At 33.3% G+C, this 25690-nt stretch carries 25 protein-coding genes, 1 tRNA gene, 2 pseudogenes and 2 other annotated features; of the genes and pseudogenes, 21 read left to right on the top strand and 7 right to left on the bottom strand.

Annotated features, from left to right (window positions below; translation table 11 throughout):
- From FYJ50_RS10915 to FYJ50_RS05265, 6 genes are all read left to right on the top strand, one after another.
- On the top strand, positions 1-83 hold an 83-nt coding region (locus FYJ50_RS10915), incomplete at its 5' end, for an IS3 family transposase (protein ID WP_154460047.1).
- Between the two features lie 127 nt (positions 84-210).
- Positions 211-714, top strand: coding sequence for a YgjV family protein (locus FYJ50_RS05285; RefSeq protein WP_154460044.1), 504 nt, complete (start codon positions 211-213; stop codon positions 712-714).
- Complete coding sequence (locus FYJ50_RS05280) at positions 711-1280, top strand: xanthine phosphoribosyltransferase (RefSeq protein ID WP_154460043.1); 570 nt, start codon at positions 711-713, stop codon at positions 1278-1280. The genes FYJ50_RS05285 and FYJ50_RS05280 overlap by 4 nt, the downstream gene beginning before the upstream one ends.
- 40 nt (positions 1281-1320) lie before the next feature.
- Positions 1321-1528, top strand: a binding site (T-box leader).
- Positions 1529-1569: 41 nt separating this feature from the next.
- Positions 1570-2337 carry a substrate-binding periplasmic protein gene (locus FYJ50_RS05275; RefSeq protein ID WP_154460042.1) on the top strand — a complete coding sequence of 256 codons (768 nt, stop codon included), beginning with the start codon at positions 1570-1572 and terminating at the stop codon, positions 2335-2337.
- Positions 2338-2348: 11 nt separating this feature from the next.
- Positions 2349-3032 carry an amino acid ABC transporter permease gene (locus FYJ50_RS05270; RefSeq protein ID WP_154460041.1) on the top strand — a complete coding sequence of 228 codons (684 nt, stop codon included), beginning with the start codon at positions 2349-2351 and terminating at the stop codon, positions 3030-3032.
- The gene (locus tag FYJ50_RS05265; protein ID WP_276984516.1) at positions 3025-3756 is read left to right on the top strand and encodes an amino acid ABC transporter ATP-binding protein; all 732 of its coding nucleotides are present in this window, start codon (positions 3025-3027) and stop codon (positions 3754-3756) included. Before FYJ50_RS05270 ends, FYJ50_RS05265 begins: the two co-directional genes overlap by 8 nt.
- Before the next feature lie 24 nt (positions 3757-3780).
- Here the strand turns inward: FYJ50_RS05265 and bsh are convergent, their stop codons facing one another.
- The gene (gene bsh / locus FYJ50_RS05260; RefSeq protein ID WP_154460040.1) at positions 3781-4755 is read right to left on the bottom strand and encodes a choloylglycine hydrolase; all 975 of its coding nucleotides are present in this window, start codon (positions 4753-4755) and stop codon (positions 3781-3783) included.
- A gap of 52 nt (positions 4756-4807) precedes the next feature.
- Positions 4808-5398 (bottom strand): ECF transporter S component, encoded by a 591-nt coding sequence (locus FYJ50_RS05255; protein WP_154460039.1) that lies wholly within the window; start codon positions 5396-5398, stop codon positions 4808-4810.
- A gap of 176 nt (positions 5399-5574) precedes the next feature.
- Here FYJ50_RS05255 and FYJ50_RS05250 point away from each other — a divergent pair, with 176 nt between their 5' ends.
- Entirely contained in the window at positions 5575-6744 is a 1170-nt protein-coding gene (locus tag FYJ50_RS05250; RefSeq protein WP_154460038.1) for a hypothetical protein, read from the top strand.
- A 137-nt stretch (positions 6745-6881) separates the two neighbouring features.
- Here the strand turns inward: FYJ50_RS05250 and FYJ50_RS05245 are convergent, their stop codons facing one another.
- From FYJ50_RS05245 to FYJ50_RS05235, 3 genes are read right to left on the bottom strand one after another with little or no spacing between them, the layout of a single operon-like run.
- Entirely contained in the window at positions 6882-7670 is a 789-nt protein-coding gene (locus FYJ50_RS05245; RefSeq protein WP_154460037.1) for an ABC transporter ATP-binding protein, read from the bottom strand.
- A 2-nt stretch (positions 7671-7672) separates the two neighbouring features.
- On the bottom strand, positions 7673-8584 hold the full coding sequence (locus tag FYJ50_RS05240; protein WP_154460036.1) for an ABC transporter permease: 912 nt from the start codon (positions 8582-8584) through the stop codon (positions 7673-7675).
- Between the two features lie 3 nt (positions 8585-8587).
- Positions 8588-9619, bottom strand: coding sequence for an ABC transporter substrate-binding protein (locus FYJ50_RS05235; RefSeq protein WP_154460035.1), 1032 nt, complete (start codon positions 9617-9619; stop codon positions 8588-8590).
- A gap of 60 nt (positions 9620-9679) precedes the next feature.
- Positions 9680-9910: a binding site (T-box leader), on the bottom strand.
- 151 nt (positions 9911-10061) lie between these two features.
- Here FYJ50_RS05235 and FYJ50_RS05230 point away from each other — a divergent pair.
- The 10 genes and pseudogenes from FYJ50_RS05230 (at position 10062) to FYJ50_RS05190 (ending at position 19741) form a co-directional block, all read left to right on the top strand.
- Positions 10062-11381, top strand: a pseudogene (locus FYJ50_RS05230) (circularly permuted type 2 ATP-grasp protein).
- Between the two features lie 85 nt (positions 11382-11466).
- Positions 11467-11781, top strand: a complete 315-nt coding sequence (locus tag FYJ50_RS05225) for a hypothetical protein (protein ID WP_154460034.1) — start codon at positions 11467-11469, stop codon at positions 11779-11781.
- Positions 11741-12559, top strand: a complete 819-nt coding sequence (locus tag FYJ50_RS05220) for a M14 family metallopeptidase (RefSeq protein ID WP_338083001.1) — start codon at positions 11741-11743, stop codon at positions 12557-12559. The genes FYJ50_RS05225 and FYJ50_RS05220 overlap by 41 nt, the downstream gene beginning before the upstream one ends.
- Positions 12560-12568: 9 nt before the next feature.
- The gene (locus tag FYJ50_RS05215) at positions 12569-12841 is read left to right on the top strand and encodes a hypothetical protein (protein ID WP_154460032.1); all 273 of its coding nucleotides are present in this window, start codon (positions 12569-12571) and stop codon (positions 12839-12841) included.
- Between the two features lie 111 nt (positions 12842-12952).
- Positions 12953-13324: a hypothetical protein gene (locus FYJ50_RS05210; protein WP_154460031.1), complete on the top strand. Its 372-nt coding sequence runs from the start codon at positions 12953-12955 to the stop codon at positions 13322-13324.
- Positions 13325-13458: 134 nt separating this feature from the next.
- Positions 13459-14139, top strand: a complete 681-nt coding sequence (locus tag FYJ50_RS05205) for a hypothetical protein (protein WP_154460030.1) — start codon at positions 13459-13461, stop codon at positions 14137-14139.
- A 113-nt stretch (positions 14140-14252) separates the two neighbouring features.
- Entirely contained in the window at positions 14253-14618 is a 366-nt protein-coding gene (locus FYJ50_RS05200; RefSeq protein ID WP_154460029.1) for a Fur family transcriptional regulator, read from the top strand.
- A pseudogene (locus tag FYJ50_RS05195) lies at positions 14615-15952 on the top strand ([FeFe] hydrogenase, group A); the annotation flags it as partial. The gene FYJ50_RS05200 and the pseudogene FYJ50_RS05195, both read left to right, overlap by 4 nt.
- A 39-nt stretch (positions 15953-15991) precedes the next feature.
- Entirely contained in the window at positions 15992-16651 is a 660-nt protein-coding gene (gene rbr, locus FYJ50_RS10550; protein WP_205946436.1) for a rubrerythrin, read from the top strand.
- Positions 16652-17509: 858 nt separating this feature from the next.
- Entirely contained in the window at positions 17510-19741 is a 2232-nt protein-coding gene (locus FYJ50_RS05190; RefSeq protein ID WP_154460027.1) for a hemoblobin-interacting domain-containing protein, read from the top strand.
- Between the two features lie 871 nt (positions 19742-20612).
- Here the strand turns inward: FYJ50_RS05190 and FYJ50_RS05185 are convergent.
- A tRNA-Trp gene (locus tag FYJ50_RS05185) sits at positions 20613-20687 on the bottom strand.
- 134 nt (positions 20688-20821) lie between these two features.
- Between FYJ50_RS05185 and FYJ50_RS05180 the strand changes: the two genes are divergently transcribed.
- Both FYJ50_RS05180 and FYJ50_RS05175 read left to right on the top strand, forming a co-directional pair.
- Entirely contained in the window at positions 20822-22102 is a 1281-nt protein-coding gene (locus FYJ50_RS05180; protein WP_154460026.1) for an adenylosuccinate synthase, read from the top strand.
- A 29-nt stretch (positions 22103-22131) separates the two neighbouring features.
- Positions 22132-22923 carry an HAD-IIB family hydrolase gene (locus FYJ50_RS05175; RefSeq protein ID WP_154460025.1) on the top strand — a complete coding sequence of 264 codons (792 nt, stop codon included), beginning with the start codon at positions 22132-22134 and terminating at the stop codon, positions 22921-22923.
- A 9-nt stretch (positions 22924-22932) separates the two neighbouring features.
- Here the strand turns inward: FYJ50_RS05175 and FYJ50_RS05170 are convergent, their stop codons facing one another.
- A complete protein-coding gene (locus FYJ50_RS05170) occupies positions 22933-23145 on the bottom strand; it encodes a helix-turn-helix domain-containing protein (RefSeq protein WP_154460024.1) in 213 nt (70 codons plus the stop codon).
- A 223-nt stretch (positions 23146-23368) separates the two neighbouring features.
- Here FYJ50_RS05170 and FYJ50_RS05165 point away from each other — a divergent pair, with 223 nt between their 5' ends.
- Together FYJ50_RS05165 and parE are read left to right on the top strand one after the other, a co-directional pair.
- Entirely contained in the window at positions 23369-23665 is a 297-nt protein-coding gene (locus tag FYJ50_RS05165) for a PTS sugar transporter subunit IIB (RefSeq protein ID WP_154460023.1), read from the top strand.
- Positions 23666-23763: 98 nt separating this feature from the next.
- Positions 23764-25689 (top strand): DNA topoisomerase IV subunit B, encoded by a 1926-nt coding sequence (gene parE / locus FYJ50_RS05160; RefSeq protein ID WP_154460022.1) that lies wholly within the window; start codon positions 23764-23766, stop codon positions 25687-25689.
- Position 25690: the final 1 nt, after the last annotated feature.

Here is a 25690-nt window from a genome sequence, read left to right as displayed (position 1 = left end):
ACTATAACAATCAGAGAATCACTGAAAAATTAAAAGGATTAACTCCTGTAGAATACAGAAATCAATCCTTAATTACCGTTTAGATAGTATACTTATTTTAATGTCCAAGAAATTGGGTTCACTTCATTTATTGGATAGTTTTTTTAATTGACTTTATAGAATACCTAGTACACAATAAAATAGATTGTTTAGAAATATATAGGTGAAAAAATGAATACAATTATTCTTGGAAATATTATTGCTTTATTTGGATCCATTGTGATGGTTATGATTGGGTTTTTAAAGAAAAAAGAACAAATTATTATTGCTCAATGTATACAATGCGGATTTATCGGATTGGCTAATCTTGTATTAGGTGGAATCAGTGGCTTTGTGACAAATTGTTTTACCATTTTAAGAAACTGTATTTCATTTAAAATTGAATTCACAAAGAAAATAAAAATCATATTTATTCTAATACAGTTTCTTTTAGTGATTCTTTTAAAACAGGTTCAATGGATTCATTTATTACCTGTTTTATCCACATCTATATTCACATGGTATATGGACTGTAAAGATCCAATTGTATTTAAAATTGTTGTGATTGTTACTTTATTAATGTGGCTGGTTTATGATTTATCGGTATTAAATTATGTAGCTGTATTTTTTGATACATTGACAACTATTACAAATACAATAACTTTATATAAAATGAAAAAAGGAGCTGCTTTATGAAATTATTAGAAGATAAAATTAGGGAAGAAGGAATTTTATTAAAAGGAAATGTTTTAAAGGTTGACTCTTTTTTAAATCATCAAATGGATGTTGAATTGCTGGATGAAATGGGAAAAGAATTTTATCAACATTTTAAAGATAAAAAGATCAATAAAATTTTGACAATTGAATCCAGTGGAATCGGAATTGCGGTGATGTGTGCAAAATATTTTGGATATCCTAAGGTTGTCTTTGCGAAAAAAGGAAATTCAAGCAATTTAACTGGGGATATTTATTGTTGTAAAGAAAAGTCTTATACACGTAATGTGGAATATAATGTACAAGTCTCAAAACGTTTTTTAAAGGAAGAAGATCATGTTTTGATCATTGATGATTTCTTGGCAAATGGAGAAGCCTTAAATGCCTTGATTGATATTTGTAGACAAGCAAATGCAACAGTAGAAGGCTGTGGAATCGTAATCACAAAATCGTATCAGAAAGGTTTGAAGCGCATACAGGATATGGGCATTGAAGTTTTTTCACTTGCCAATATCAAAAAAATGGAGAATGAAATTGAATTTGTATAAAAACTGTTTGCATTGCATTCATTCATGTGTATAATATTTGATAAAGACAAAGAAAAGAAGTAGTACAGGGTGGATTTGTATAGAGAGACAATGGCTGGTGAAAATTGTTGAAAGAAGGCCTGGAACGTGTCTGGGAGTCGCATTGTCGAAGATTTGAGGCAATGAACGTGAATTCGCGTTAAGAATGAGGTGTCATCTGTATAGAGCAGATGGAAGTTAGGTGGTACCGCGGCATTGACGTCCTTTCATATTTGAAAAGGACGATTTTTTTTTAGGGAGGAAATGTAAAATGAAAAAAGTATTGAAAGTGGGAATGGCTGGATTAATGGCTGTTTCAATGTTTGGGTGTTCATCTTCTAAAAAAGAAGATAATACAAAAGTAATCACTATTGGGATTTCTCCAGACTATGCTCCTTATGAATCTTTAAATAAAGATGGAGACATTGTTGGTTTTGATCCAGATATGGTGGAATTGTTTGAAGAATATTTAAATGAAGACAGTGATGTGATCTATTCACTTGAATTTAAACAAATGGATTTTGACAACATTATCACACAGATTCAGGGAGATCAGATTGATTTAGGTATTTCTGGATTCTCTTATGATCCTCAGCGTGAAGTAGAATGGTCAGATCCATATTTAGGATCTAGTCAGGTTGCAATTTTACCAGCGGATTCAGACATAACTTCAATTGAACAATTAGAAGGAAAAAGCTTAGCGGTTCAAACAGGATCTACAGGAGAAAAGGCAGCCAATGAAGTCAAAGATGCGAAAATCAGTGGATTGAAAAGCGTACAGGATATTATGAACGCATTAGCAGCTCATCAGTATGATGCTGCCATTGTAGATAGTGGAGTTGCGAAAAATTATGTAAATAACAGTGATTTTATCATGCTGGATACTCCATTGTTAGATGAACAAAACTTCATTATTGCGAAAAAAGGAAATACAGAAATGATCGATTTAATGAATGAATGCATTAAAAAATTCCTGGCAAGTGATGAATATGCTGATTTATGTGCAAAATATGAATTAACACCAGTTGTATCTGAATAGGAGTCTGATTCATGTTTATAGCGATTGATAAAGTATTTACTCTTGAAAATATTTTATATCTGGCAAAAGGGGCCTGTTTATCAATTGCCATTGCTGCTCTTTCTTTGTTGATTGGATTGATTTTAGGAACCTTAGGAGCTTCTGGAAGAAGAAGCAAACATAAAATTCCCAAAGCTCTATCAAACATCTATGTAACGGTAATTCGTGGTACACCTTTATTGTTGCAGATCTTGATTATTTTCTCTGTCATTCCTTCATTCTATACAGCATTTACGGGAAATGTTTTAAGAATTGAACCAATATTAATTGGTATCATTGCGATGAGCATTAACTCAGGTGCTTATCAGACAGAGTTAATTCGTTCGGGAATTAATGGCGTGGATAAAGGACAATGGGAGGCTTGTGAAACACTGGGCCTTTCTAACTGGCAAACGATGAAACTTGTGATTCTTCCACAGGCGTTTAAACGAATTATACCTCCTTTAATCAGTGAATTTATCACTTTGATCAAAGACAGTTCTTTAATCAGCTGTATTGGTGCAGTTGAATTATTGAAAAGTTCTCAAGTATTGGGGGCTCAATATTTTGATGTTATGTCACCTTATACATTGGCAGCTATATTTTACTTGATTATGACTTTTGTTGTTTCCTTTATTGGAACGAAAGTAGAAAAGAGGTTGGCAATCAGTGATTAAAGTAGAACATGTACAAAAAAACTTTGGTAAACTTCATGCTTTAAAAGATGTCAGTCTTACCATTGAAAGAGGAGATATCGTTTCTTTGATTGGTCCAAGTGGTTCTGGAAAAAGTACATTATTGCGGTGCATTCATGGATTGGAAACCATTGACAAAGGATCGATTCAAATTGATGGAGTGGAAATGGATCCTTCCAATACATCTTTGTATCGTCAACAAAGAAATAGAATGGGATTTGTATTTCAACATTTTAATTTATTTCCTAATATGACTGTATTGGAAAATTGTAAACTGGCGCCTATTCAGGTTTTGAAAATGAGTGATTCGGATGCCGAAAAAGTGGCTTTGGAATATTTGGAAAAAGTTGGTTTACTGGATAAGAAAAATGCCTATCCAAACAATTTATCCGGTGGACAGAAACAAAGAGTTGCCATTGCCAGAGCATTGTGTATGAATCCAGAAGTGATGCTTTTTGATGAACCAACCAGTGCCCTGGATCCAGAAATGATCAAGGAAGTATTAGAAGTAATGAAGGATCTGGGAAATCAGGGAATGACGATGATCGTTGTCACCCATGAGATGGGATTTGCTCGAAAAGTAGGAACTCGTGTTGTTTTCCTGGATCAGGGAGAAATTGTTGAAGAAAATACTAGTGAAGAATTCTTCTCGAATCCACAATCGGATCGAGCAAAAGATTTTTTAAGTAAAGTATTTTATGATTAAGGACATCTTTCGATGTCCTTATTTTTAATTCTGATAATGAATTTGTTCTTTCTGGATTTGTGGATAACGAATGATCTTATTCTGATCTAAATTTTCATTATGCATATTAACAGCACTGATCTGATGATTGTTGTAAGTCGTATAATAATAAATTCCTTTTGTACAATTGCAACAGGAAGAATATAAAGTGATTTCATATTGTTGATTTTCTAATTCACAACATCCTTTTTGTTGCTCAACAGAATGTAGAATATGGAAAAATTGAGATACACTTTCATATTCGCTGTCTCCTGAAATGGAATTCAGTTTGGTAAATGCCACTTTCACAAAGCGAGACTGGCTTGATAAATCTCCAGGAAGACCTAAAGCACCCATTCCTCTTGAATAAAGGTCTAAATTTAATTCTTTAGAAAAAGTATTAACAGGGGATTTAGGACTTAAATTCCTGTAATTGTTTAAATTAAACATTTGATAAGGAAATGGAGGATTGTTTGTAAGAACACCTGCAGGATTTGGATAGATATGTAAACCATCTGACATAGATTCTACTGTAATACATTCAGACTTATCCGCAAGAATCCAATGGAGCTGAGCTAAAGGTAAGTTTTCATTAAATGGTTTATTGAGTATATTAAGATTTTCCAGCTTACATTTAGCCTGATTCACATTTTCACAAGTGGATAGAATCCATGGAATGAGTTCATATTGAGCAATATTCTCTTTATCAGGTTTATATTCATTATAATGAGCATTTCCTACAAAGTTTAATCCAGCTATGGCCAATCCTTTTTCATTGATCGCATCATAATATAGAGGATAACCATCACATACATAGGCCATACCAATCAATGCATGATGAGATTGAATTGTTTCTCCATTTGAGAATGTAAAAGGATAATTACGACATGCAATCACAATTTCATCACCATAAGAAAATTCATAATCCAGGTTACGTCCAAAATAGAAATCTTTCGTTTTATAGGTAGCTGCTGTACACATAAACTATACCTCCTTTCACCTTTATTATACTAAAAAAACACTCGAAAGAGTGTTATTTTTCTGGTTTTAAACGATTTAAAGTTCCATTTTTCTGAAATCTAGGGAATATAGCTAAGTAGATAACTGAAGCAATCACAACCGCTAAAATCGCATTAACACCTGTTGTGATAAACTTAGCCGCAACCAGATAATCAGCTGCTTTAGTGGAATCTCCTAATAAAATTAAATAATATAAATAAGATACTAAAGGCTCACCAATAATATTAAATCCCATACCAGCTGCACAAGAAGCAACGACCGATCCAACTAATTTTTTCCCTTTTTGAAGTTGAATCTTTAAGATTTTATGAGCGACCAATCCAGTAATCAATCCTATCATAAATTTCAAAAATAATGTTTTAGGGGCAACCATGATATAAACAGGATCCAGAATATCTCCAATACCCATTCCAATGGCTCCAGCAATTCCACCTGGAATCCCACCTAATAATAAGGCCGCCAATACACAGAATGTATTTCCTAAATGGAAAGAAGTATATCCTACTGGAGTAGGGATTTTAATCTGTAAGAAAGTAAATGCGACGTAGCATAAAGCTGCCATCAAGGCTGTAACAGTAATTCTCAATGTTTTTTGATTTGACATAATTCAAACATCCTCCTCTTTATGGTTTGAAGTATACTCGTTTCTTGAGTATATAAAAATAACCAGATTTATATATTTTTTTATGTTCAGATTTATAATGTAAATATTTATTAATATTATTCTTTGTTATAGATAGAAATGTGATATAATTTTGTAATAAAAGAAAGGAGCGCAAAATGAATAAAAACATAAAAAGAATAGGCGCTTTGGCAATCAGCTTTATATTACTGATGCCTATATTAACTATTTCTACAAATGCCAATGAAAGTATTGAAATGAAAGGAGAGAAAAGTTTTACAACTGAAAAAGAAGCCATTGATTATATTGAAACATTAAAAAAATATAATATTGAATTAAATCAAAATAAAGAAGATAAGCTTCGCTATGTATTAAATGTAACAGGTCCATCAAAAGTCACAAAAGAAAATGAATGGGTTTTGGATTCAACAGAAGAATTCACAGAACAAGAGTTTAATACACTGGACGATGCAAATCAGGCAAAAGACAGTTATATCAGTACAGAAGAAAAGGTTTATGATCTGTATATTGAAAAACAGAATTCGAAAGAAATGGGTACACAACCTACCACACTGCATGAAACCAAAGAAGAGGCATCAGCAGAAGTTGATTTAATAAAAAAATATTTAATTCAACAAGGATACGATCCATCTACATTTGTGGTTTCTGATTGCATGGAACAGACAGTCGAAAGTATAGAAAGTACAACAGAGGAATTCGTATATACTGGTAAGGTTGAAAGCAACGGATCAAAGGAAGAGGCTTTTAACGTAGAAGTTGTTGCCCAAGGGAAATTACCTGTACTTGTCATCAAACAGTCTACTTATGCGATTTTATGGACACCAAATTCAATTAATTCGACTTTATTTGAAAAATTAAAAACTTTATTTATAAATAACGATCCATCCTTATCAAATTCAGTAAAAGAATGGTATCAAATATCTGGATATGGAAATCATGACTTAAGAGATGATGAAAAACAATTTGGTATATATACATTTGTACAAACAGCGAATGGAGTCCAGTTTATTTGTCCGGCTGATAAAATTTCTCATTTAAGTTATGGAACTTATAAAACTATAGAAACAACATCTAAAACATTATATTTTTACGAAATTCAATATGCACTTCCAACTTATGTATTAAAGGGAAATGTGAAAACCTATCGTAAAGATACATTGACTTCTTATATTGTTAAATGGGAATATACAAGTAAGAAGAGTACAGATGTTCAAACAGGTATTGTTTCAAATGTGAAATTTGATGTAATGTTGTCTATTGTTTCTTTATTAGGAATGACTTATATCTTAAAGAAAAAGAAAAAATAATCTTAGGTAAATCGATTTAAAGAGGATTTCAATTTTTTGATGAAGCCCAATCCAATTGGATTGGGTTTTTATAGTTATTTTGTAAAGAATTATCATTTAAAAAATCCCATTGCCGTAAACAATGGGATTTTTTTAAATTATTTAGTTAATAAGATTCGATCGTTATCGAATTCATTTCCGGATTTTTCTTTGAATTGTTCAATCAGATCGGAAACCGTCGTGTTTTCTCTTTGACTTCCTTCTATATCCAGAATGATCTTTCCGTTGTCCATCATAATGGTACGATTTCCTAAAGAAAGAGCATCGTGCATATTGTGAGTGATCATTAATGTTGTGATATGATTCTTTTCAACAATTTCTTTGGTTAAGGATAATACTTTTTTTGCGGTTTGAGGATCTAAAGCCGCTGTATGTTCATCCAGTAATAGAAGTTTAGGAGGGTTATAAGTGGCCATTAATAAAGTTAAAGCCTGTCTTTGTCCACCTGATAATAAACCAACGGGCTGATTTAGGCGATCTTCTAAACCTAAATCCAATTGTTTTAACTGTTCTTTAAAGATCAATTTATCTTTTTTTGAAATGTGAGATAACCATCCACCTTTACCCGCTGCCAATGCCAGATTTTCCAGTATAGTCATTCCTGGAGCGCTTCCTTTGTTGGGATCCTGATAAAGATGACCAATGTATTTTGCTCTTTTATATTGTGGCATAAAGGTGATGTCCATATCCTCTAATTGGATAGAACCGGTATCACTCATAAAATCTCCACATATCGCATTAAACAATGTGGATTTACCAGCACCATTTGAACCAATAATGGTCGCAAAATCTCCAGATTTTAAAGTAAGAGATACATGATTTAAAGCGTTTTTTTCATTTACGGTTCCTGGATTAAATGTTTTTGAAATATCTTTTAAAATCAACATATTTACATCCCTCTTTTATATTGAATCTTGCGCTGGATATGTGGCCATTGACTTTTTAAATAGGGAATGGCAATGGCAAGTATAACGATAATCGAAGATACCAGTTTTAACATAAAGGCTGGCATATTGAATCGTAAGGCTATGGTATAAACCAGTCGGAAAATGATCGCTCCACATACACAGGCAAAAGATCGTTTAAAGATGGAACCATGGTTGCATAAAGTTCTTCCAATTAAAAGGGAAGCCAAAGCGATGGTAACCATTCCCTGTCCGATATTGATATCCACAAATTTTTGGGATTGAGCCAGTAAACATCCGGATAATCCAGTAAACATATTGGCAATACACAATCCTACGATTGTAGTAAAGACTGGATTGATAGAACTGGATTTTACCATGGATGGATTGTTTCCGGTGGCACGAATGGCAAGTCCTAATTTAGTCGATAAGAAAAATATTAAAAAAAGAACAACCAGAATAACACTAATCAAAGCAATCAATAAAATCATATAAGAGGAAAGAGAAGGAAACTGACTTTTAAATAAAGTAAAAATTGTATCGGTACGATTCATATTTAAAAGGGAAGATCCATGCATGATTCCAATATTGATTGAATATAAACCAGTATTGACAATAATTCCCGCTAACAGGCTATCGATTCCGGCTTTTGTTTGTAGCAGTGCGGTTGTAAAACCAGAAAGCATTCCAGCAAGCATACTTGCTGGAATAGCTAAAAAGGGATGACCACTGATGGCAACACTGGCACCTACAACGGCACCTAATGTAAAACATCCATCTGTGGATAGATCACATACATTTAACATACTGTAGCTTAAAAACAAAGCCAGTACAGTCAGGGAACAAATCAGACCCAATTCGAATGCGGTTTGTCCCAAAGAAAGGATCATAGACATAGATTAACCCTCTAAATCTTCAAAACTTTCAGCTGTTGTGATTTCTTTTACTTCTGTACATAGTCCAGAGAAAGCATCTTTGATCGCATCAAAGTCAAATCCAATAGCCTGGCATGTTTCCGTATTAATAGTAGCTGTACCATTGTCAAATGTACGTACCGGTAAAGAAGCAGGATCTTTCTGTTCTAATAAGACTTCCGCAATCATATCAGCTGTTTCTCTTCCTAAATTGGCATAATCAACACCATATCCTAAGAAAGCTCCATTTAAAGCAAAGGAATCGGCTCCTGTATAATGTGGAATCTTGGCATCAATCAAAGTTTCATAAATGGAAAGTTCAGCTGTCATGATCGTATTATCGGTTGGAGTAAAGATGGCATCTACACCTTCCTGGATCAAAGCATCCACTGCTAATTTTACTTCATCTGTTGTTGTTCCTGTTTTTTCAACATATTCAATGTTATTGTTCGTTAAATATTCTTTGGCACTTTGAATGGCACTGGTTGAAGAATCTTGACCTGCATCATATAATAAACCAATTTTATCTGCATCTGGGTCAGCTGCAAATATTAAATTGAAAATACTTGTTGTATCTAAATAATCACTTGTACCTGTCAGATTGGCACCTGGTTTTTCTAAACTGTCAACGATCTTTGAACCCACTGGATTGGATACAGCTGAGAAAACAACGGGTAAGTCAGAACCTTCTGTTGCAGACTGCATAGCCATGGCAACAGGTGTGGCAATGGCAACCATTAAATCAACATCATCGGCCATAAAATCGGTAATAATCTGGTTTAATACCGTTGAATCCGCATTGCAGTTTTCCACTTCAAATTCAAAATCGACATCTTTTTCTTTTTCAATTTCTTCTAAACGAGATTCAATGTTGGAAACAATCTGATTTAAACTGGCGTCGTCAACATAATTACAGATTCCAATTTTGTAAGTGTTCTCATTGCTTGATTCATTTGAGCAAGCCATTAAGCTTACGCTCATAGATGTGGCTAATAAAGCCTTAGATAGTTTTTTCATTTTTTGTTCTCCTCTTTCTATTTTTCATCAGGAAACAAAAAACGTCCCTGATGATCCATCATCAAGGACGAGTACTTTACCCGCGGTGCCACCTTGTTTTACAGTTACCCTGTACACTTTTAGAATACTATCATATTCTTTACAACTCACGTATGTATCACGTCATGGAATACTCTACTTTCCTCCATGCCCTCCGCGGTCCATTTACAGAATTGCCATCATTCAGATTCCACCATCCTGAACTCTCTTTACATACATCTTTCTGTTTTATCTCCACATCATCGGTTTACTAAAATATACACGAAATGAAATATGTTTTCAAGACTAAATTTAAATTTACATAAATTTTCAAAAAGTCTTAACAATTGTTTCATTTATGCTATAATGCTTGAGATCAAAGGCGTTCTATTTATAGAATGCCTTTTTTTATTTCAGGAAGGAAATGTATATGGATAGTTTGATTAATAAACAAAAGAAAATTAATGAATTATTAAAACGATATGGTGTTAAATTTGGTATTTATAAAAATAATACCTTTCATGAACAGCTGTTTCCTTTTGACTGTATTCCCAGAATTATCACAAAAGAGGAATTTGATGATTTAAATGACGGACTGATCCAAAGAGTAAAAGCTTTGAACTTATTTTTATATGATATTTATCATGATAAAAATATTATCAAGGACAATGTCATTCCCAGTGAATTTATTTATTCTGGATCGGGTTATTTATTACCCTGACAGGGCATAACGCCTTCTAAGAATAATTATTCTCATATATCCGGAATCGATCTTGTTCAAAGTAAAGATGGACAATGGTATGTTTTAGAAGACAATTTAAGAGTCCCTTCAGGTGCCAGCTATCCAATGATTGCACGTGAACTCTGTCGAAGAGCCAGTCCTAAAACATTTAGAGAGAATGATATTGAAGACAATCGAGATTATGCCAGATTGTTAAAAGAGGTTATGGATTATGTCAATACTGGAGGAATTAATGCGATTTTTACCCCAGGAAGAATGAATGCAGCTTATTTTGAACATTCCTATCTTGCAGAACAAACCAATTCTAAACTGGTCAGCCATCAGGATGTCATTGTAAAAGATGATTATTTATATTTTAAAAATTATGATGGAACGTTAGAAAAAATTGGTTCTTTATATCGCAGGATCAGTGACGATTATTTAGATCCTTTAACTTTTAAAGAAGAATCATTAATTGGCATACCACAAATCATGGATATTTATCGTAAAGGACATGTGGCATTGATCAATGCGCCTGGAAATGGGGTAGCCGATGATAAAGGAATTTATTATTTTGTTCCTAAGATGATTGAATATTACCTGCATGAAACACCTATTTTGAAAAATGCACCCACTTATCTTCCATATTATGATTCCGATCGTAAATATGTTTTAGAACATTTTGATCAGCTGGTCATAAAAGATGTTGCAGAAGCAGGTGGATACGGGGTTTTCTTTGGAAATTCATTATCAAAAGAAGAAAAAGATGAATTTATTGAAAAAATGATAAGAGAACCACGTCGTTTTATAGCACAGGAAGTCATTGATTTTAAAGATTTAGAAATCATTGATCAGAATCAGAAAGTTTATCGTAAAGCGGATCTTCGTGTATTCGTTTTAAGTGGAAAAGAAACAAAAGTATGGAAGAGTGGCTTAACACGTTTTTCCAGAAATCCAGATAGTTTTATTGTGAATTCATCACAGGGAGGAGGATTTAAAGACACATGGGTATTATCTCGTTAGAACGAATTGATAATTTAATTTGGTTAGGTCGTTACAGTGAAAGAATTTATTTAACCATTAAAGAGTTTTTTTCTGTTATGATAAAATGTTTGACGATCCAAATTTATATAAAGAATACTGTTACATATTTCAGATTCTAATGATTTATGAAAATCCAAAAGATTTTATTGATCGATATGTATGCGATCCTACAATTTCCGATAGCTTATTATCCAATTTATTTCGAGCTTATGATAACTGTATTGTTTTAAGAAATGAAATTGGAACAGAATCTATGACATATCAGGAAATGGCACTGTATCAGCTGCAGAAAATAAAAAATTCCGATTCTTTATTATTGGATTTACAGCTGATCATGGATCATCAAGTCTGTATTCGATGCACTGAGGGATTATTGTGAAACAATTTTATTAAAACAGCTTGAAATTGAAAATTACATAAATGAATGTTATAAAATCATAATCGTTCCTTGTGCCAATCCATATTCAATGAATCAGGAATGCCGATTCTGGCCATCGGATGGAACTGACATCAATCGTATGTTTCCGGGATATGATGCAGGAGAAACCACACAAAGGATTGCAGATGGATTGTTTAATAAAATCAATCAATGTACATTTGGAATCCAATTGACAAGTTTTTATATTCCAGGTCAGTTTTCAACTCATATTCGTATGATGAAAACGGGTCTGGAAGATATTGAAGAAGCTAAACATTTTGGTCTATCATCTATTGTTGTAAGAGATCCTAGACCTTATGATACAACAACATTAAACTACAACTGGCAAATATGGAATTGTAAAGCGTATTCTCTTTACACAAGAGCTTGTGAACAGATTGATGAAAAAACAGCACAGGAAGCCAAAAATGCAGTTCTTCGATTTATGTTTGAAAAACATATGATTTCGTATCCTTTTTCAGGAGGATATAAAAGTGAAATCATAGAAGAAAAAGATATGATTTCTATTAAATCAAAGAAAGCAGGTATTTTAAAATTAAATGTAGATGTAGATGAATATGTACAAAAAGATCAGACACTTGCCAGAATTTATGATCCTTATACGCATACAATGATTGAAACCATTCAATCAACCTGTAAAGGAAAAATCTTTTTTGTTCATGCCAAAAGCCTGGTTTATTCGCATACAGCGGTTGTAAAAATTAAGAAAGAGATATAAACCATGATTATGAGTACATCAAACTCCTATTTTTATAAATATGGAGAAACATATGAAGATTATACAGGAAATAAGAAAAGTTATCCCAATAACTATATGATGGAAATAAAAGATAAACATATTTCTTATTTTATGAAAACGACAGAAGATGTTTATATAAAACCAATGTTTGGAACTCTTGTTCTTGTCATAACGGATTCATTAAAAGATAAATATGATTCTTTTGTGTTTCAAAAAATTATAAAAATAAAAAAAGGGATGTTTTTAATTTTATTTCCTTAACGGATCTATCAAAAATTGAATTAAATTTTGATAAAAAATGTATAATCGAAAATATATTTTAGATTCTGTTTTCCAATTGCCTAAAATAAACCGGCATTTACGATCAATGAATTGATAACCGATTATATAAATGCTTTTATAAATCAGAAAATTACATTTTATGAAGACATTCATTACTATCGTATTCTCTATTTATTTTCAGGAACCATTCAGATTTTTGGAAAGATACAAATCAGTTTACATGCACAACAACTTATTCTTCTCCCTCCCTGTTTTTCACAAAAAGAAGAAATAAGTGGTCATTGTACTTTTTTAACAATTTTACTGGATTTAGATACATTGGATAAAGATATAATTTTAAAACCTGTTTATGTAGAACAAAAGGAAATACAGAATTTTATTCAGAATAGTTTAGAACAGAATGATCAAATAAAAATACAAATCGTGAATCAATTGTTGAATAAATTACATGAATTCCGTTAAAGTATATAAAAAAGGAGATTTATTTTATATGGGATATCATGAAGTGGATTTAAAAGAACAGGCGTATGTTGAAGAATCAGCTGGAAATTATTAGAAAAGTTGTTTATTAAGGGAAAAGGCTCTAATTCAGACGGTTGAAGAAAAAAAAGGAAAAGTGGTTTGGAACTAGTCTTGTGATTGCCAGTCATATCCATGATTTAATGAAAGAACAATTCAATCTAAGATATAGAGATTATTTGAGTGAATATGAAAGTCGATGTGAACCAGTTGCTCACTGGAAAGATGTATTGTTGATGGAAGAAAAAATGGATCTTTTGAAAGTCAGTAATGTCAATATTGGATTTAGAGTGGTTCTGGTTTTATTGTTGATATTTACGTTCTTTTTAGGATATCCGTTTAGTGATTTAGAAATTAAAATACTGGTTGGAGCTGGAATTCTTTTGTTGCTTGGTGTTGCTATATTAATTGGAGTGTTATCAAATGTAATTACTGGATTTGCAGGTTTTCTGATTGGTGGATATATATTTGATTTTATATGTGAATTTGTAGCCAATCTTTTACATTTGCCGGATGCCGATATTGTGATGTTGTATATTTATCGAGGGATTGCAATCGTTCTAATCGTTTATTTACTTTATTCTATTGTAAATCGTATAAAAGATAATAAAGAAGCCAATCGATTTCTTATACAAGTTGTAAGAGAACGAACATTTTTAAAAGATCATGCACAAAAATGTTATAATGCACTGAATCTCATTCAAAACATAGTTGATGAGGATGATATAAGAGAAATTGGAGATATGAAAGATATTTAAAGAAAAAAAGTCTTTTTCTTAGCATTGAAAAAGACTTTTTTATATAATGGAATTAGAAAAAAACATTGACATTAATTAGAATTAGAATTATTCTAATCATAGAAAGGAAATATATGACAAAGTATGGACAAATGATACTTGATATTATAAATCAATCACTTGATCATTTAACTGCCGAACAAATATTTTTTATGTGTAAAGAAAAAAATGAAAAAATTGTTTTAGCAACCGTCTATAACAATTTGTCAAATTTATGTAATCAAGGTCTTATACGGAAAGTAAGTATAGAAGGAAGTCCAGATCGATACGATCGTATTCAAAGACACGATCATATAATCTGTAAAGAATGTGGTAAGATTTCGGATATTACCTTACAGGATTTAACGGAATCTTTACAGAAACAATTGGAATTTCAGATTGATTCTTATGATTTGAAAATCAATTATATTTGTCCAGAATGTCAGAATGAAAAGAAATGAAACATGAATCTTTAGATGTTCGTGTACCCATTGAATTGGATAACCCCAGTATTATTCGAAATGAATCGCTTTGTATACATTGTGGAAGATGTAAAGAGGTATGTACAGAAAAAATAGGTGTACATGGAACCTATTCATTTCAAGAAACAAAGGATACAGCTATATGTATTCATTGTGGACAATGTGCCAATGTCTGTCCAGTCGATAGTATCACGGAACGTTACGATTATCCGAAGGTATTAGATGCGATCAAAAATAAAAATCAGATTGTGATTGTTTCGACTTCTCCTTCTGTAAGAGTGTCTTTAGCGGAAGCTTTTGGCTATCCATCTGGAACCTTTGTAGAAGGAAAAATGGTTGCTTTATTAAAGGCATTGGGTGTAGATTATGTATTGGATACAAATTTTGCAGCGGATTTGACCATTGTCGAAGAAGCTAGTGAATTAATCGAAAGAATCACAAAAAATAGAGGCCCATTGCCACAGTTCACAAGTTGTTGTCCTGCCTGGGTAAAATTTGTTGAAATGTATTATCCTGAATTACTGGATCATATATCCACTGCAAAAAGTCCTATTGGAATGCAGGGACCGACTATAAAAACGTATTTCGCAAAGAAACGAAATTTAGATCCGGAAAAGATTGTAAATGTCGCATTGACTCCATGTACCGCAAAAAAATATGAAATACAAAGAGAAGAAATGCATGGAGCGGCTGATTATTATCACAATCCAGATATCAAAGATATGGATTATGTCATTACCACTCGTGAATTGGCTTTAATGGCCAGACAGGAAGGTATTGATTTTGATTCTTTGATCGATCAGCCATTTGATTCTTTAATGTCAATGGCCTCTGGAGCAGGAGTGATATTTGGTAACAGTGGTGGAGTGATGGAAGCGGCTTTACGAACGGCTTATGAATGGATTACCAATGAAAAAGTACCCGATCATCTATTGAATTTAACACCGGTAAGAGGATTGGATGGAATCAAGGAAGCTTCCTTATCAATCGGAAATCTTAAATTGAATGTAGCGGTTGTCTATGGAACGGCCAATGCGAGAAAAATGATCGAACGCATTCAAAGAAAAGAGAAAGAATATCACTTTATTGAAGTGATGACTTGTCCTGGAGGATGCATTGGTGGAGGGGGACAGCCAAAAGATATATTAAAAGATCAAAACGATATTCTTAAAGCTCGTACATCCGGTTTATATAAAAGAGATCAGAATTTAACATTAAGAAAAAGTCATGAAAATGAAGAACTATTAAAATTATATAAAGAGTTCTATAAAGAACCATTAAGTGAATTGGCTGAAAAAATGTTACATACATTTTATACAGATAAAAGTCATATTTTAAAAGGAGGAAAGAAAATGGCTAAATGGAAATGTAAAGTATGTGGATATGTTTATGAAGGAGAAACGTTACCAGAAGATTTTAAATGTCCACTATGTAAACAACCTGCAACTGCGTTTGAAAAAGTAGAAGAAGTAAAATCAAACCCTTATGCAGGAACACAAACTGAAAAAAATCTTATGGCAGCATTTGCTGGAGAATCGGAAGCAAGAAACAAATATACGTATTTTGCTTCTAAAGCAAAAAAAGAAGGATTCGAACAGATTTCTGCTTTATTCTTAAAAACAGCGGACAACGAAAAAGAACACGCAAAGTTGTGGTTTAAAGAATTAAATGGAATTGGAAATACGGCAGAAAACCTATTAAGTGCAGCAGAAGGTGAAAATTACGAATGGACAGATATGTATGATGGATTTGCCAAGACAGCTGAAGAAGAAGGATTTACAGAACTGGCAAAGAAATTTAGAATGGTAGGTGCTGTTGAAAAACATCATGAAGAAAGATATCGTGCCTTATTAAAGAATGTTGAATTGGCAGAAGTCTTTGCGAAAAGTGAAGTCAAAGTATGGGAATGCAGAAACTGTGGACATATCGTAGTAGGAACAAAAGCTCCTGAAGTTTGTCCAGTCTGTGATCATCCACAAGCTTATTTTGAAATCAATTGTAAAAATTATTAATATGAAATGCCTGAATATCAGGCATTTTTTTTATGATTAAATAATAGATTTGTAAACAAAACATCTCTTTAATAGGATTTAAAGATTTATTGTATAGGTGACTGTATTCCCGTTTTTTTTCCTTCAATAAAGATAAAGTTATTATTGTTACCCCAATAACAATTCAGCCTAATTCACTTTAAGCATATAAATCCTGTTGTAATTTGAAAGCAGTTGAAACGAAAAAAGTATACAAAAAAATGATCCAGTCTTTAAGTGATGAATTGGATAATACCAGTAAAAGCATTCTAAAATTAAGCTGGAATTAAATGTTTATTAGAAAAGTATTTGATGATGAATAAAAGAAAACAAGAAAGTAAATATTTTATTGTTTCGATAAAATGTATTGGAAAGGATAGAAAAGTACTGGCGTAATAATTAGTTATAATAAAAAAACATGTATTTAAACTTTTATAACAAGTTATATGAAAAATATCTTGAAACATGAAACTATATTTCATAAAATATAAATGTATATTCAATTAATTAAATTGGAAACATTATTTCGAAATGGAGAAGACAAAATAACAGACTTATGTATCAGGTCTACACCACTCAAATACAGAGAATACGGTCAGAAGTTCTTTAAGGGTGTCGATGAACGATATACGGAATAAGCTAAGAGTTTAGAAGAGAAGCTGGGGATCCCCCACGAAAAAATCACACCGTTGATTTTCATTCTGATAAGAGCCTACGTACATTATGCACTCTTTGAAGATGAGTTCTATATGAAATCTCAGATAGAAATGCTGAAAGAAACCCTGGAACTTTTTATTACGAAATATAATCCAAGTATAAATTCTTAGGAGGAAAGCTAAAATGAAAAAGTCATCCATAATTATCAGTCTTACACTCGTATTAACAATGATAACCTCTTGTTTTACAGGTTGGCCAATTTGTTCTGTATCTGCAGCTGAAAACGAAACAAAGGTTTATTTTGAGGTTCCTACTTTGGAGAGTTGGGGGACGACAAAAAGTGTTTACTGCCATATTTATAATGTTTACGGAGGTACAAAACTTAAGAATACCTCTTTTCAGTCCAAAGAAGAACTTTGTAAAAAAGACGTGGAAACAGGTCTTTACTACTTCGATACGGCGAAGCTCGGTACGATCGAAGAGGGTGCAGACTATGCCCTTGTTTTCTCGACGTTAGATACAGTAAAGGGTTTACACCTGACATGCAGCATCACATTTGGCAAGGATTGTCTTGGAGATATTGTGTATGTAACAGGAGAAATGATTGAGAATGCCGAGGATTCTTCAAAGTCTGACTTCGAGGGAGCCTGGAAAAATAACTCAGACAAATTCGGTGCAATGGCTGTGATCAATTCAACAGGAAAAATTGTTGGTAAATATTTCCCTATATTTCAGCCAAGAGAGCAGATTGTTGCTCAGTTCCTCGCTTCATGGGCAGTACTGAATGCCAACGTAATTACCCGTGAAAAGGTTGAAGACATCTGTGCTGAACTCAAAGTAAATCCGGCGGATGTTCTTGAGCAGTACAAGACTGACTATGCCGAACAGCTTGCTGACCCGGAAAACAATCCGTTGATTGCACCTGTAGAAACAGTTGCTAAATTACTTGATGTGGATACGTATCCAATAACCTCCACTTTTGTTGTGGCCGGAGTTAGTGAACTCTGCGGAAAATTTTGGAAAGGAGATCCCGAAATCGCACCGGAGAACATTATGGTAGCGCAAGCAGACGGCACATACAAAAAGGTATATACCAATGTTGCAGTTATGAATAACTATCAGTTCAAGATTGTTAATAATTTCGCTGATGGCAGCCAAAACTGGATCGGTATTGGTATTGACAACAATGACAACTTTACTTTCAGTGTGGTTTCCGTTTGTGATGTAACAATCACATTTGACCCCGAAACATCAAAAATCACCGTCACAGGTGACGGTGTTGAGATTCCCACAGAGCTTAATGTTGAATCAATGCGTACCGTTGGAAATGGCGACGGAAACTGGCTTAATGGCGTAGCATGGGATCCCGCTGCTGATGAGAACCTTATGACGGAGGTTTCACCCAAGGTATATGAAATTACATATACTGACCTTGATGCATTTGAAAACTATCAGGTTAAGTTCGCTGCAAACGGCTCATGGGCGGCAAACTGGGGTGGCATTTATGGCGGTTCGGGTATTGAATCGGAGGCAACGTTCAACTCCTATGACAACATAACAATTGAGGTACCATACGAGCTTGCCGATGTAACACTTAGACTTGACCTGAGCAACTATGATCATACGACAAAGACCGGTGCAACCTTTACGGTGACGGTTGTTGAGCACCATGACCACGTCTTCACGGACACTTGGGAGAAGGACGATACCTACCACTGGCACAAGTGTCAACATGAAAACTGCACCGAGATTAAGGATCAAGCCAAGCATTCCGGCGGAACAGCTACCTGCACAAGCAAGGCTGTCTGTGAGTATTGTGACGAAGAATATGGAGAATTGGATTTAGATAATCATAGTCTGAAACATACTGCGGCAAAAGAAGCTACGGCTTCTGAGACAGGAAATATTGAATATTGGCTGTGTATAGATTGTGAAAAATATTTCTTGGATGAAGAAGGTACAAAAGAAATTCAATTTGAAGATACAATTATTTCTAAAAAAGCGCCTGAAGTCATTAAAGGAAAAGGACAGAGTGTAAATCAGGGAGAAAAGAAAGAATTGTCTTTTACTTCCAATGCTTCTTATGATGATTTTAAATATGTAAAATTAGATGGAAATGAATTGGATCCTAAGAATTATACAGTAAAAGAAGGAAGTACGATTGTTACACTGAATAAAGATTTTGTTTCTACATTGAAGGCTGGAAAACATACAATTGTTATTGTTTCAGAAACTGGAGAAGCTTCCACTGAATTTACAGTGAATAAGAAAACATCTGTAATTAAACCTTCATCGGATAAGAATACAACCAATACGGGATTGATTTCTAATATTGGTTTATGGATTTCATTAATGTTTACAAGTTTAGATGCAATGATTATTGGTTTTGTCTTAAATAAAAAGAGAAGATCATAATGAATCAATTGATTAGGCTCCTGTTGGATTAGATCTGACAGGAGCTTTTATTACAGGCTATTTTTGTTTCATTCAGATTATTAAATTCAATTGTATTTAGACTAGAGATTTAGAAAATATTGTATTCATTATTGACTTTTTATTTTGACTAACATTTGATGAGTTCTACATACCATTCCAGTAAAAAAAGTACTTTTTAGAAGTTATAGTAGGTGTTAAAACAACTTTAAATAAGGGCAATTGCAGGTGTTATTTGTTTTTTATGTGTTCTAATTTACTATATCATGTTTGTAGAGAATTTGGATTTGACTATGAAACTACACGTTCAATAAAAAAAGATTCAATCGAAATCAAAAAATCAATTAATAAATCGAGAGGTATTTCAAGATCATTCGTTTTGATTGATAAAGGCACAATGAGATGACTTTATTTTAGAATGTTAGGAATTAAAGCGAATATTGTAGTAAAGACAATTCGTATAGAGGAAAATGGTAAAGAAAGTATGTTTTTTGCTTCGTTTAAATTTAAGAATTGGTAAAAGAAAAATGAGATGATTCTACAGTATTCAATTATTTTGATACAACACAGTTCTTATTTGATGTTTTCAAGAATAACGGAGAAAATGATACGTTGCTAGGATCTCAATTGTGTCGTATGCCATTTAGGGATCTTAATGAAATCGTTTTTAGGGAATGGAAAAATTATCGAAATATTGTAAAAAAAAAAAAATACGTTTTACAAAAACCGTTAATAACAAGATGTATTTTTTTAATTTTTCTTCTCAAATTCCTTCTCAGATTTAAAAATGAGCAACAAAAAAACCTTCAATCAGCCCTTGTTTTAGGCACTTTATGAAGGTTTATATTTATCATGGCAGGGGTGGTAGGAATCGAACCCACATCAACGGTTTTGGAGACCGCTATCTTAGCCTTTGGACGACACCCCTATGCGCTCAATTATCTTATCAAAATAAATGACGTTGTGCAAGTCTTTTTTTATTTAAAGGGATATTCAATGGTTTCAAATTGACAAACGAAAAGATTCTTCCTATAATTTCATTGTTATATAAGGAGGACGACTATGTCTAGCCAGGTTGTTGTAGGTACCCAATGGGGCGATGAGGGTAAAGGAAAAATCGTCGATGTTTTAGCTGAAAAAGCCGATATGATCGTGCGTTTCCAGGGAGGAGATAATGCGGGTCATACTGTTATTGTGAATGGAAAGAAATATGTGTTACATTTATTGCCAAGTGGTGTATTACATAAAGATGCAGTTTGTGTAATTGGGCCAGGAGTGGTATGCAATCCATTTGTACTTTTAGAAGAAATGGATACACTTGAAAAAGGTGGATTAACTTGTGATCACATTGTAATTTCCGATCGTGCACAAATTTTAATGCCTTATCATCGTTATCAGGATAAATTAGAAGAAGAAAGTGCAAATCATAAAATTGGTACAACACAAAAAGGAATTGGTCCTTGTTATTCGGATAAATATGCTCGTAGAGGGATCCGTTACCATGAATTACTGGATTTTGAATCGTTTAAAGTTCGTTTAAAAGAAGTATTAGACTTTAAAAATAAATTGTTCACAAATGTATATGGTGCTAATCCATTGGATTATGATACTATTGTTAAAGATTTTGAAAAAATTTATGATCGCATCGTTCCTATGATCAAAGAAACAACTCATATGGTCAATGAAGCCTTGGATCAGAATAAGAATGTATTATTTGAAGGGGCTCAGGCAATGATGCTGGATATTAATTATGGTACGTATCCATATGTTACTTCCAGTTCACCAACTAGTGCTGGTGTAGCTACTGGAGCCGGTGTGGCTGTAAATCGTTTACAAACAATTATTGGTGTTGTAAAAGCTTACTCCACTCGTGTTGGAGAAGGTCCTTTTGTGACAGAACTTTTAGATTCCACTGGAGAAAATTTAAGAGCGGTTGGTGCTGAATATGGAGCCACTACTGGAAGACCAAGAAGATGTGGATGGCTGGATCTACTGGTTGTAAAACATGCATGTACAATGAATGGATTAACTGATATTGTATTGACAAAAATTGATGTATTAACAGGTATTGATACATTGAAAGTTTGTGTTGGATATGATGTAGATGGAACTATCTATGATTATGTTCCTTCCGATCAGGCTGTTGTAGCCAAAGCAAAACCGGTTTATAAAGAATTTGCTGGATGGACAGAAGACATTTCCAAAATGACTTCTTACGATCAGCTTCCACAAAATTGTAAAGATTATGTTTCTTTTATTGAACAGTTTACTGGGGTACGTGTCTCTATGATTTCAGTTGGACCAGATCGTGTTAATAATATTTACATTCATGAGATTGATTAATTTCAATCTCTTTTTTAAAAGGAGAATTTATGCGAAAAAAATATTTCTTTTTTGATATTGATGGAACACTGACAGATGATAACACTAAACAGATCATTCCATCCAGTCAGCTGGCTTTACAGAAATTAGAAGAAGCTGGACATTTTGTCTGTATAGCAACTGGACGTGCTCATTATAAAGCCAGACCTTTTATGGAAAAAGTGCATCTTCATAATATGGTTTGTTGCGGTGGAGGAGCTTTGGTCATTGATGATGAAGTGGTCATGAATATTCCTTTAGATTTAGAAAAAGCCAAAACAATTATAAGACAGGCAGAAGAATTAAATATAGGAATCCTGCTGATGCTGGATGATTCAAAAAAATGCTACAGCAAAAATGATCTGTTTGTACAGCAGGTTGGTCCCAGACAAGAACCTACAGAATATATTTACAATCCCTATATGGATTATGAATCTTTGAAACAGATCATGAAAATTTACTTATCGGTGTCTATAGAAGATGAACATAAATTAACCACAAAAGATCTTTTGGGTCATTTACGCTATGTCAAAGATTATTTAATGTTTCAGTACGATGCTAAAGAAAAGGGAATTGAAGCGATGATTGAACACGTTCATGGAAATCTGGAAGATGTGGTTGTTTTTGGTGATGGTAAAAACGATCTGGTTATGTTTGATCCTAGATGGACCAGTGTAGCTATGGGAAATGGATGTCAGGAACTGAAAGAAAAAGCAACGTATGTAGCGGATTTAAATGTAAACGATGGTATTTATAAAATTTGTGAACAGATGAACTGGTTTGAAAAAATAAAAAAGGCTTAAAAGCCTTTTTTAGTATGGTTCTTTTCTATCTGTTCGTTCTAGAAGATAGTCGACACTGGTTTTATAATAATCAGCCAGCTTGATAAGTTGTTCTAGAGGAATCGATCGATCATCATTTTCATACCTTGAATAAGTTCTCTGAGTTACATTAAGATACTTAGCGATGTCGGCCTGTGTCAAATCGTTATCTTCTCTTAGATCTCGAATTCTTTTCAATTTCATAATGGTCCCATCCCATCTATTACCTAAATAATATATTAAATAAAAATATTTTTTAAATATTAGTCCAAAATTGTCATAAAAAATATAATTTTTTTCCAGTAAAACGAGAATCAATTCTGTTATTTTTTACAATGTGATAAAATAGTTATAATTTATACAAACTATTATTAAAATTTGTGTTACAATAATGAATAGAATAAAACATAAGAAAAGAGGTTTACATATGGATTATAAAATTTTATTGGTATGTGCAGGAGGAATTTCTACAGGAAGACTGATTAAAAAATTAGAATCATACTGTCAGGAAAATGGAGATAATTTGAAAATTTCTGCTGCTGGAGCCAGTGCGGTAGAAAAAATTATTTCCGATTATGATGTTGTTCTGGTAGGACCTCAAATGTCCTATCGTGTAGATGAATTAAAAGCTTTAGGAAAACCAGTGGCAGCCATTGACAGTTTTGATTATGCGACTGCAAACTGTAAAAATATTATGGCGCTGGCAAATGAATTATTAAAATAATAGAAAGTTGTTTTGATTGAAATTTAAAAAAATTCATTTATTATTAAAAGGGAATTTTAAATAATTCTCTTTTTTATTCGACATGAAAGGATGAGATCATGCCAGACAATCAATACAATCAGGATAGTATAGTGATATTAGAAGGATTGGATGCCGTTCGAAAAAGACCAGGTATGTATATCGGTTCGACCGATACAAGAGGACTTCACCATTTGGTTTGGGAAATTCTGGATAATGCCATTGATGAAGCTTTAAATGGTTATGGGAATGAAATCCATATCACATTAAATAAAGATCAGTCGGTCAGTGTAGAAGACCATGGACGAGGAATGCCAGTAGGAAAACATAAATCCGGGGTCAGTGCTTTACAGGTTATTTTTACTGTTCTTCATGCAGGAGGTAAATTTACATCCCAGGGTGGATATCAGAGTGCAGGAGGTCTTCATGGAGTTGGGGCCAGTGTTGTCAATGCACTGTGCAGCTGGTGCAAGGTTATTGTTCACGATGGAAAAGATATGTGGTCTATGGAGTTTTCTGATGGAGGAAAGAAAATTGGAAAGCTTATCCATGAAGGAAGCAGTAAAAGAACGGGAAGTATTGTTACGTTTAAACCGGATCCAAAAATCTTTAAAAATACCACTTTTTCTTATACAAAAATATGTGAAAGAGCTCAGGAAAGTGCTTTTTTATTAAAAGGGTTAAAAATTATTGTGACCGATCTTAGAAAAGAAAAAAGAGAAGTCATTTATCAGTATGAAGATGGTTTAAAAGCCTTTGTAGAGGAAATTAACAGTGATCATGTTCCAATGCATGACCCAGTCAGTTTTTCATCAGAAACCAATGGGATCATGGTAAAGGGATGTTTTCAATATACCGATGATTATCAGGAAAATATATTTTCTTTTGCGAATATGGTTCGTACACGTGATGGGGGAACTCATGAAATGGGGGCCAAACAGGCGTTTACGAAAATATTCAATGAATATGCCAGAAAAAATGGTTTATTGAAAGAAAAAGAAAAAGGATTTGAAGGAAACGATGTTCGAGAAGGTTTGTGTCTGGTGATAAATCTGACCATACCGGAACAGTTTCTGCAGTTTGAAGGACAGACCAAAGAAAAATTAGGAACTCCAGAAGCTAAGACAGCTACTGATAATGTTGTCAGTGAATATTTAAGATATTTCCTGGAGGAAAATAAAGAAATTGCCAACACACTGGTACGAAAGATGATCAAGGCAGCCAATGCCCGTAATGCTGCACGTAAGGCAAGAGAAGAGGCACGTAAAGGAAAAGGAAAAAATAAAACGGAACGTGTCTTATCGGGTAAACTGGCAAGTGCACAAAGCAAGGATGCCCGTAAAAAAGAATTGTTTCTGGTCGAAGGGGATTCGGCTGGTGGTTCAGCCAAACAGGGAAGAGATTCCAAATACCAGGCAATCCTGCCTTTACGTGGAAAGGTATTAAATACGGAAAAAGCCAGTATGGATGCCATTGAAAAAAATGAAGAATTGAATACGATCATTCATGCTTTATCCGCTGGGGTAGGTTCAAATTTTGTAGCAGAAGATTCAAATTACTATAAAGTTATTATTATGACTGATGCCGATGATGATGGAGCTCACATTCAGAATTTATTGCTGACTTTCTTTTATCGACATATGCGTGGACTGATTGAACATGAAATGTTATACATTGCCTTGCCTCCTTTATATCGCATCGCAAAAGGAAAAAAGGAATATTATTTATACAGCGATGAAGAATTGGAAGAGAAAAAACAGGAATTTAAAAATGGATATACCATTACCCGCTATAAAGGATTGGGAGAGATGAATGCTTCTCAATTGTGGGAAACCACGATGAATCCAGAAACACGTACTTTATTATGTGTAACTCTGGAAAATGCGATGATGGCTGAAAAACGAGTCAGTGAACTGATGGGAGATAAAGCTGAATTGAGAAGAAACTGGATAGAGGATAATGTTATCTTTACCTTAGAAGACAATTATAAGGAGGTAGGTATCTAAA

The organism is Floccifex porci, from assembly GCF_009696175.1.
GTDB classification, from domain to species: Bacteria; Bacillota_I; Bacilli_A; order Erysipelotrichales; family Erysipelotrichaceae; genus Floccifex; species Floccifex porci.
The sequence above is the reverse complement of the archived record's forward strand: the minus strand, read 5'-3'. Positions and strand labels throughout refer to the sequence as shown.

Coding starts and splice junctions, on each gene's coding strand:
- FYJ50_RS05175 (WP_154460025.1), top strand. CDS start 22,132: ATGCGAAAAAAATATTTCTTTTTTGATATTGATGGAACACTGACAGAT.
- FYJ50_RS05215 (WP_154460032.1), top strand. CDS start 12,569: ATGAGTACATCAAACTCCTATTTTTATAAATATGGAGAAACATATGAA.
- FYJ50_RS05165 (WP_154460023.1), top strand. CDS start 23,369: ATGGATTATAAAATTTTATTGGTATGTGCAGGAGGAATTTCTACAGGA.
- FYJ50_RS05225 (WP_154460034.1), top strand. CDS start 11,467: ATGTTTGACGATCCAAATTTATATAAAGAATACTGTTACATATTTCAG.
- FYJ50_RS05285 (WP_154460044.1), top strand. CDS start 211: ATGAATACAATTATTCTTGGAAATATTATTGCTTTATTTGGATCCATT.
- FYJ50_RS05245 (WP_154460037.1), bottom strand. CDS start 7,670: ATGTTGATTTTAAAAGATATTTCAAAAACATTTAATCCAGGAACCGTA.
- parE (WP_154460022.1), top strand. CDS start 23,764: ATGCCAGACAATCAATACAATCAGGATAGTATAGTGATATTAGAAGGA.
- FYJ50_RS05270 (WP_154460041.1), top strand. CDS start 2,349: ATGTTTATAGCGATTGATAAAGTATTTACTCTTGAAAATATTTTATAT.
- FYJ50_RS05180 (WP_154460026.1), top strand. CDS start 20,822: ATGTCTAGCCAGGTTGTTGTAGGTACCCAATGGGGCGATGAGGGTAAA.
- FYJ50_RS05255 (WP_154460039.1), bottom strand. CDS start 5,398: ATGTCAAATCAAAAAACATTGAGAATTACTGTTACAGCCTTGATGGCA.
- FYJ50_RS05280 (WP_154460043.1), top strand. CDS start 711: ATGAAATTATTAGAAGATAAAATTAGGGAAGAAGGAATTTTATTAAAA.
- FYJ50_RS05250 (WP_154460038.1), top strand. CDS start 5,575: ATGAATAAAAACATAAAAAGAATAGGCGCTTTGGCAATCAGCTTTATA.
- FYJ50_RS05170 (WP_154460024.1), bottom strand. CDS start 23,145: ATGAAATTGAAAAGAATTCGAGATCTAAGAGAAGATAACGATTTGACA.
- rbr (WP_205946436.1), top strand. CDS start 15,992: ATGGCTAAATGGAAATGTAAAGTATGTGGATATGTTTATGAAGGAGAA.
- FYJ50_RS05190 (WP_154460027.1), top strand. CDS start 17,510: ATGAAAAAGTCATCCATAATTATCAGTCTTACACTCGTATTAACAATG.
- FYJ50_RS05200 (WP_154460029.1), top strand. CDS start 14,253: ATGACAAAGTATGGACAAATGATACTTGATATTATAAATCAATCACTT.
- FYJ50_RS05235 (WP_154460035.1), bottom strand. CDS start 9,619: ATGAAAAAACTATCTAAGGCTTTATTAGCCACATCTATGAGCGTAAGC.
- bsh (WP_154460040.1), bottom strand. CDS start 4,755: ATGTGTACAGCAGCTACCTATAAAACGAAAGATTTCTATTTTGGACGT.
- FYJ50_RS05240 (WP_154460036.1), bottom strand. CDS start 8,584: ATGTCTATGATCCTTTCTTTGGGACAAACCGCATTCGAATTGGGTCTG.
- FYJ50_RS05275 (WP_154460042.1), top strand. CDS start 1,570: ATGAAAAAAGTATTGAAAGTGGGAATGGCTGGATTAATGGCTGTTTCA.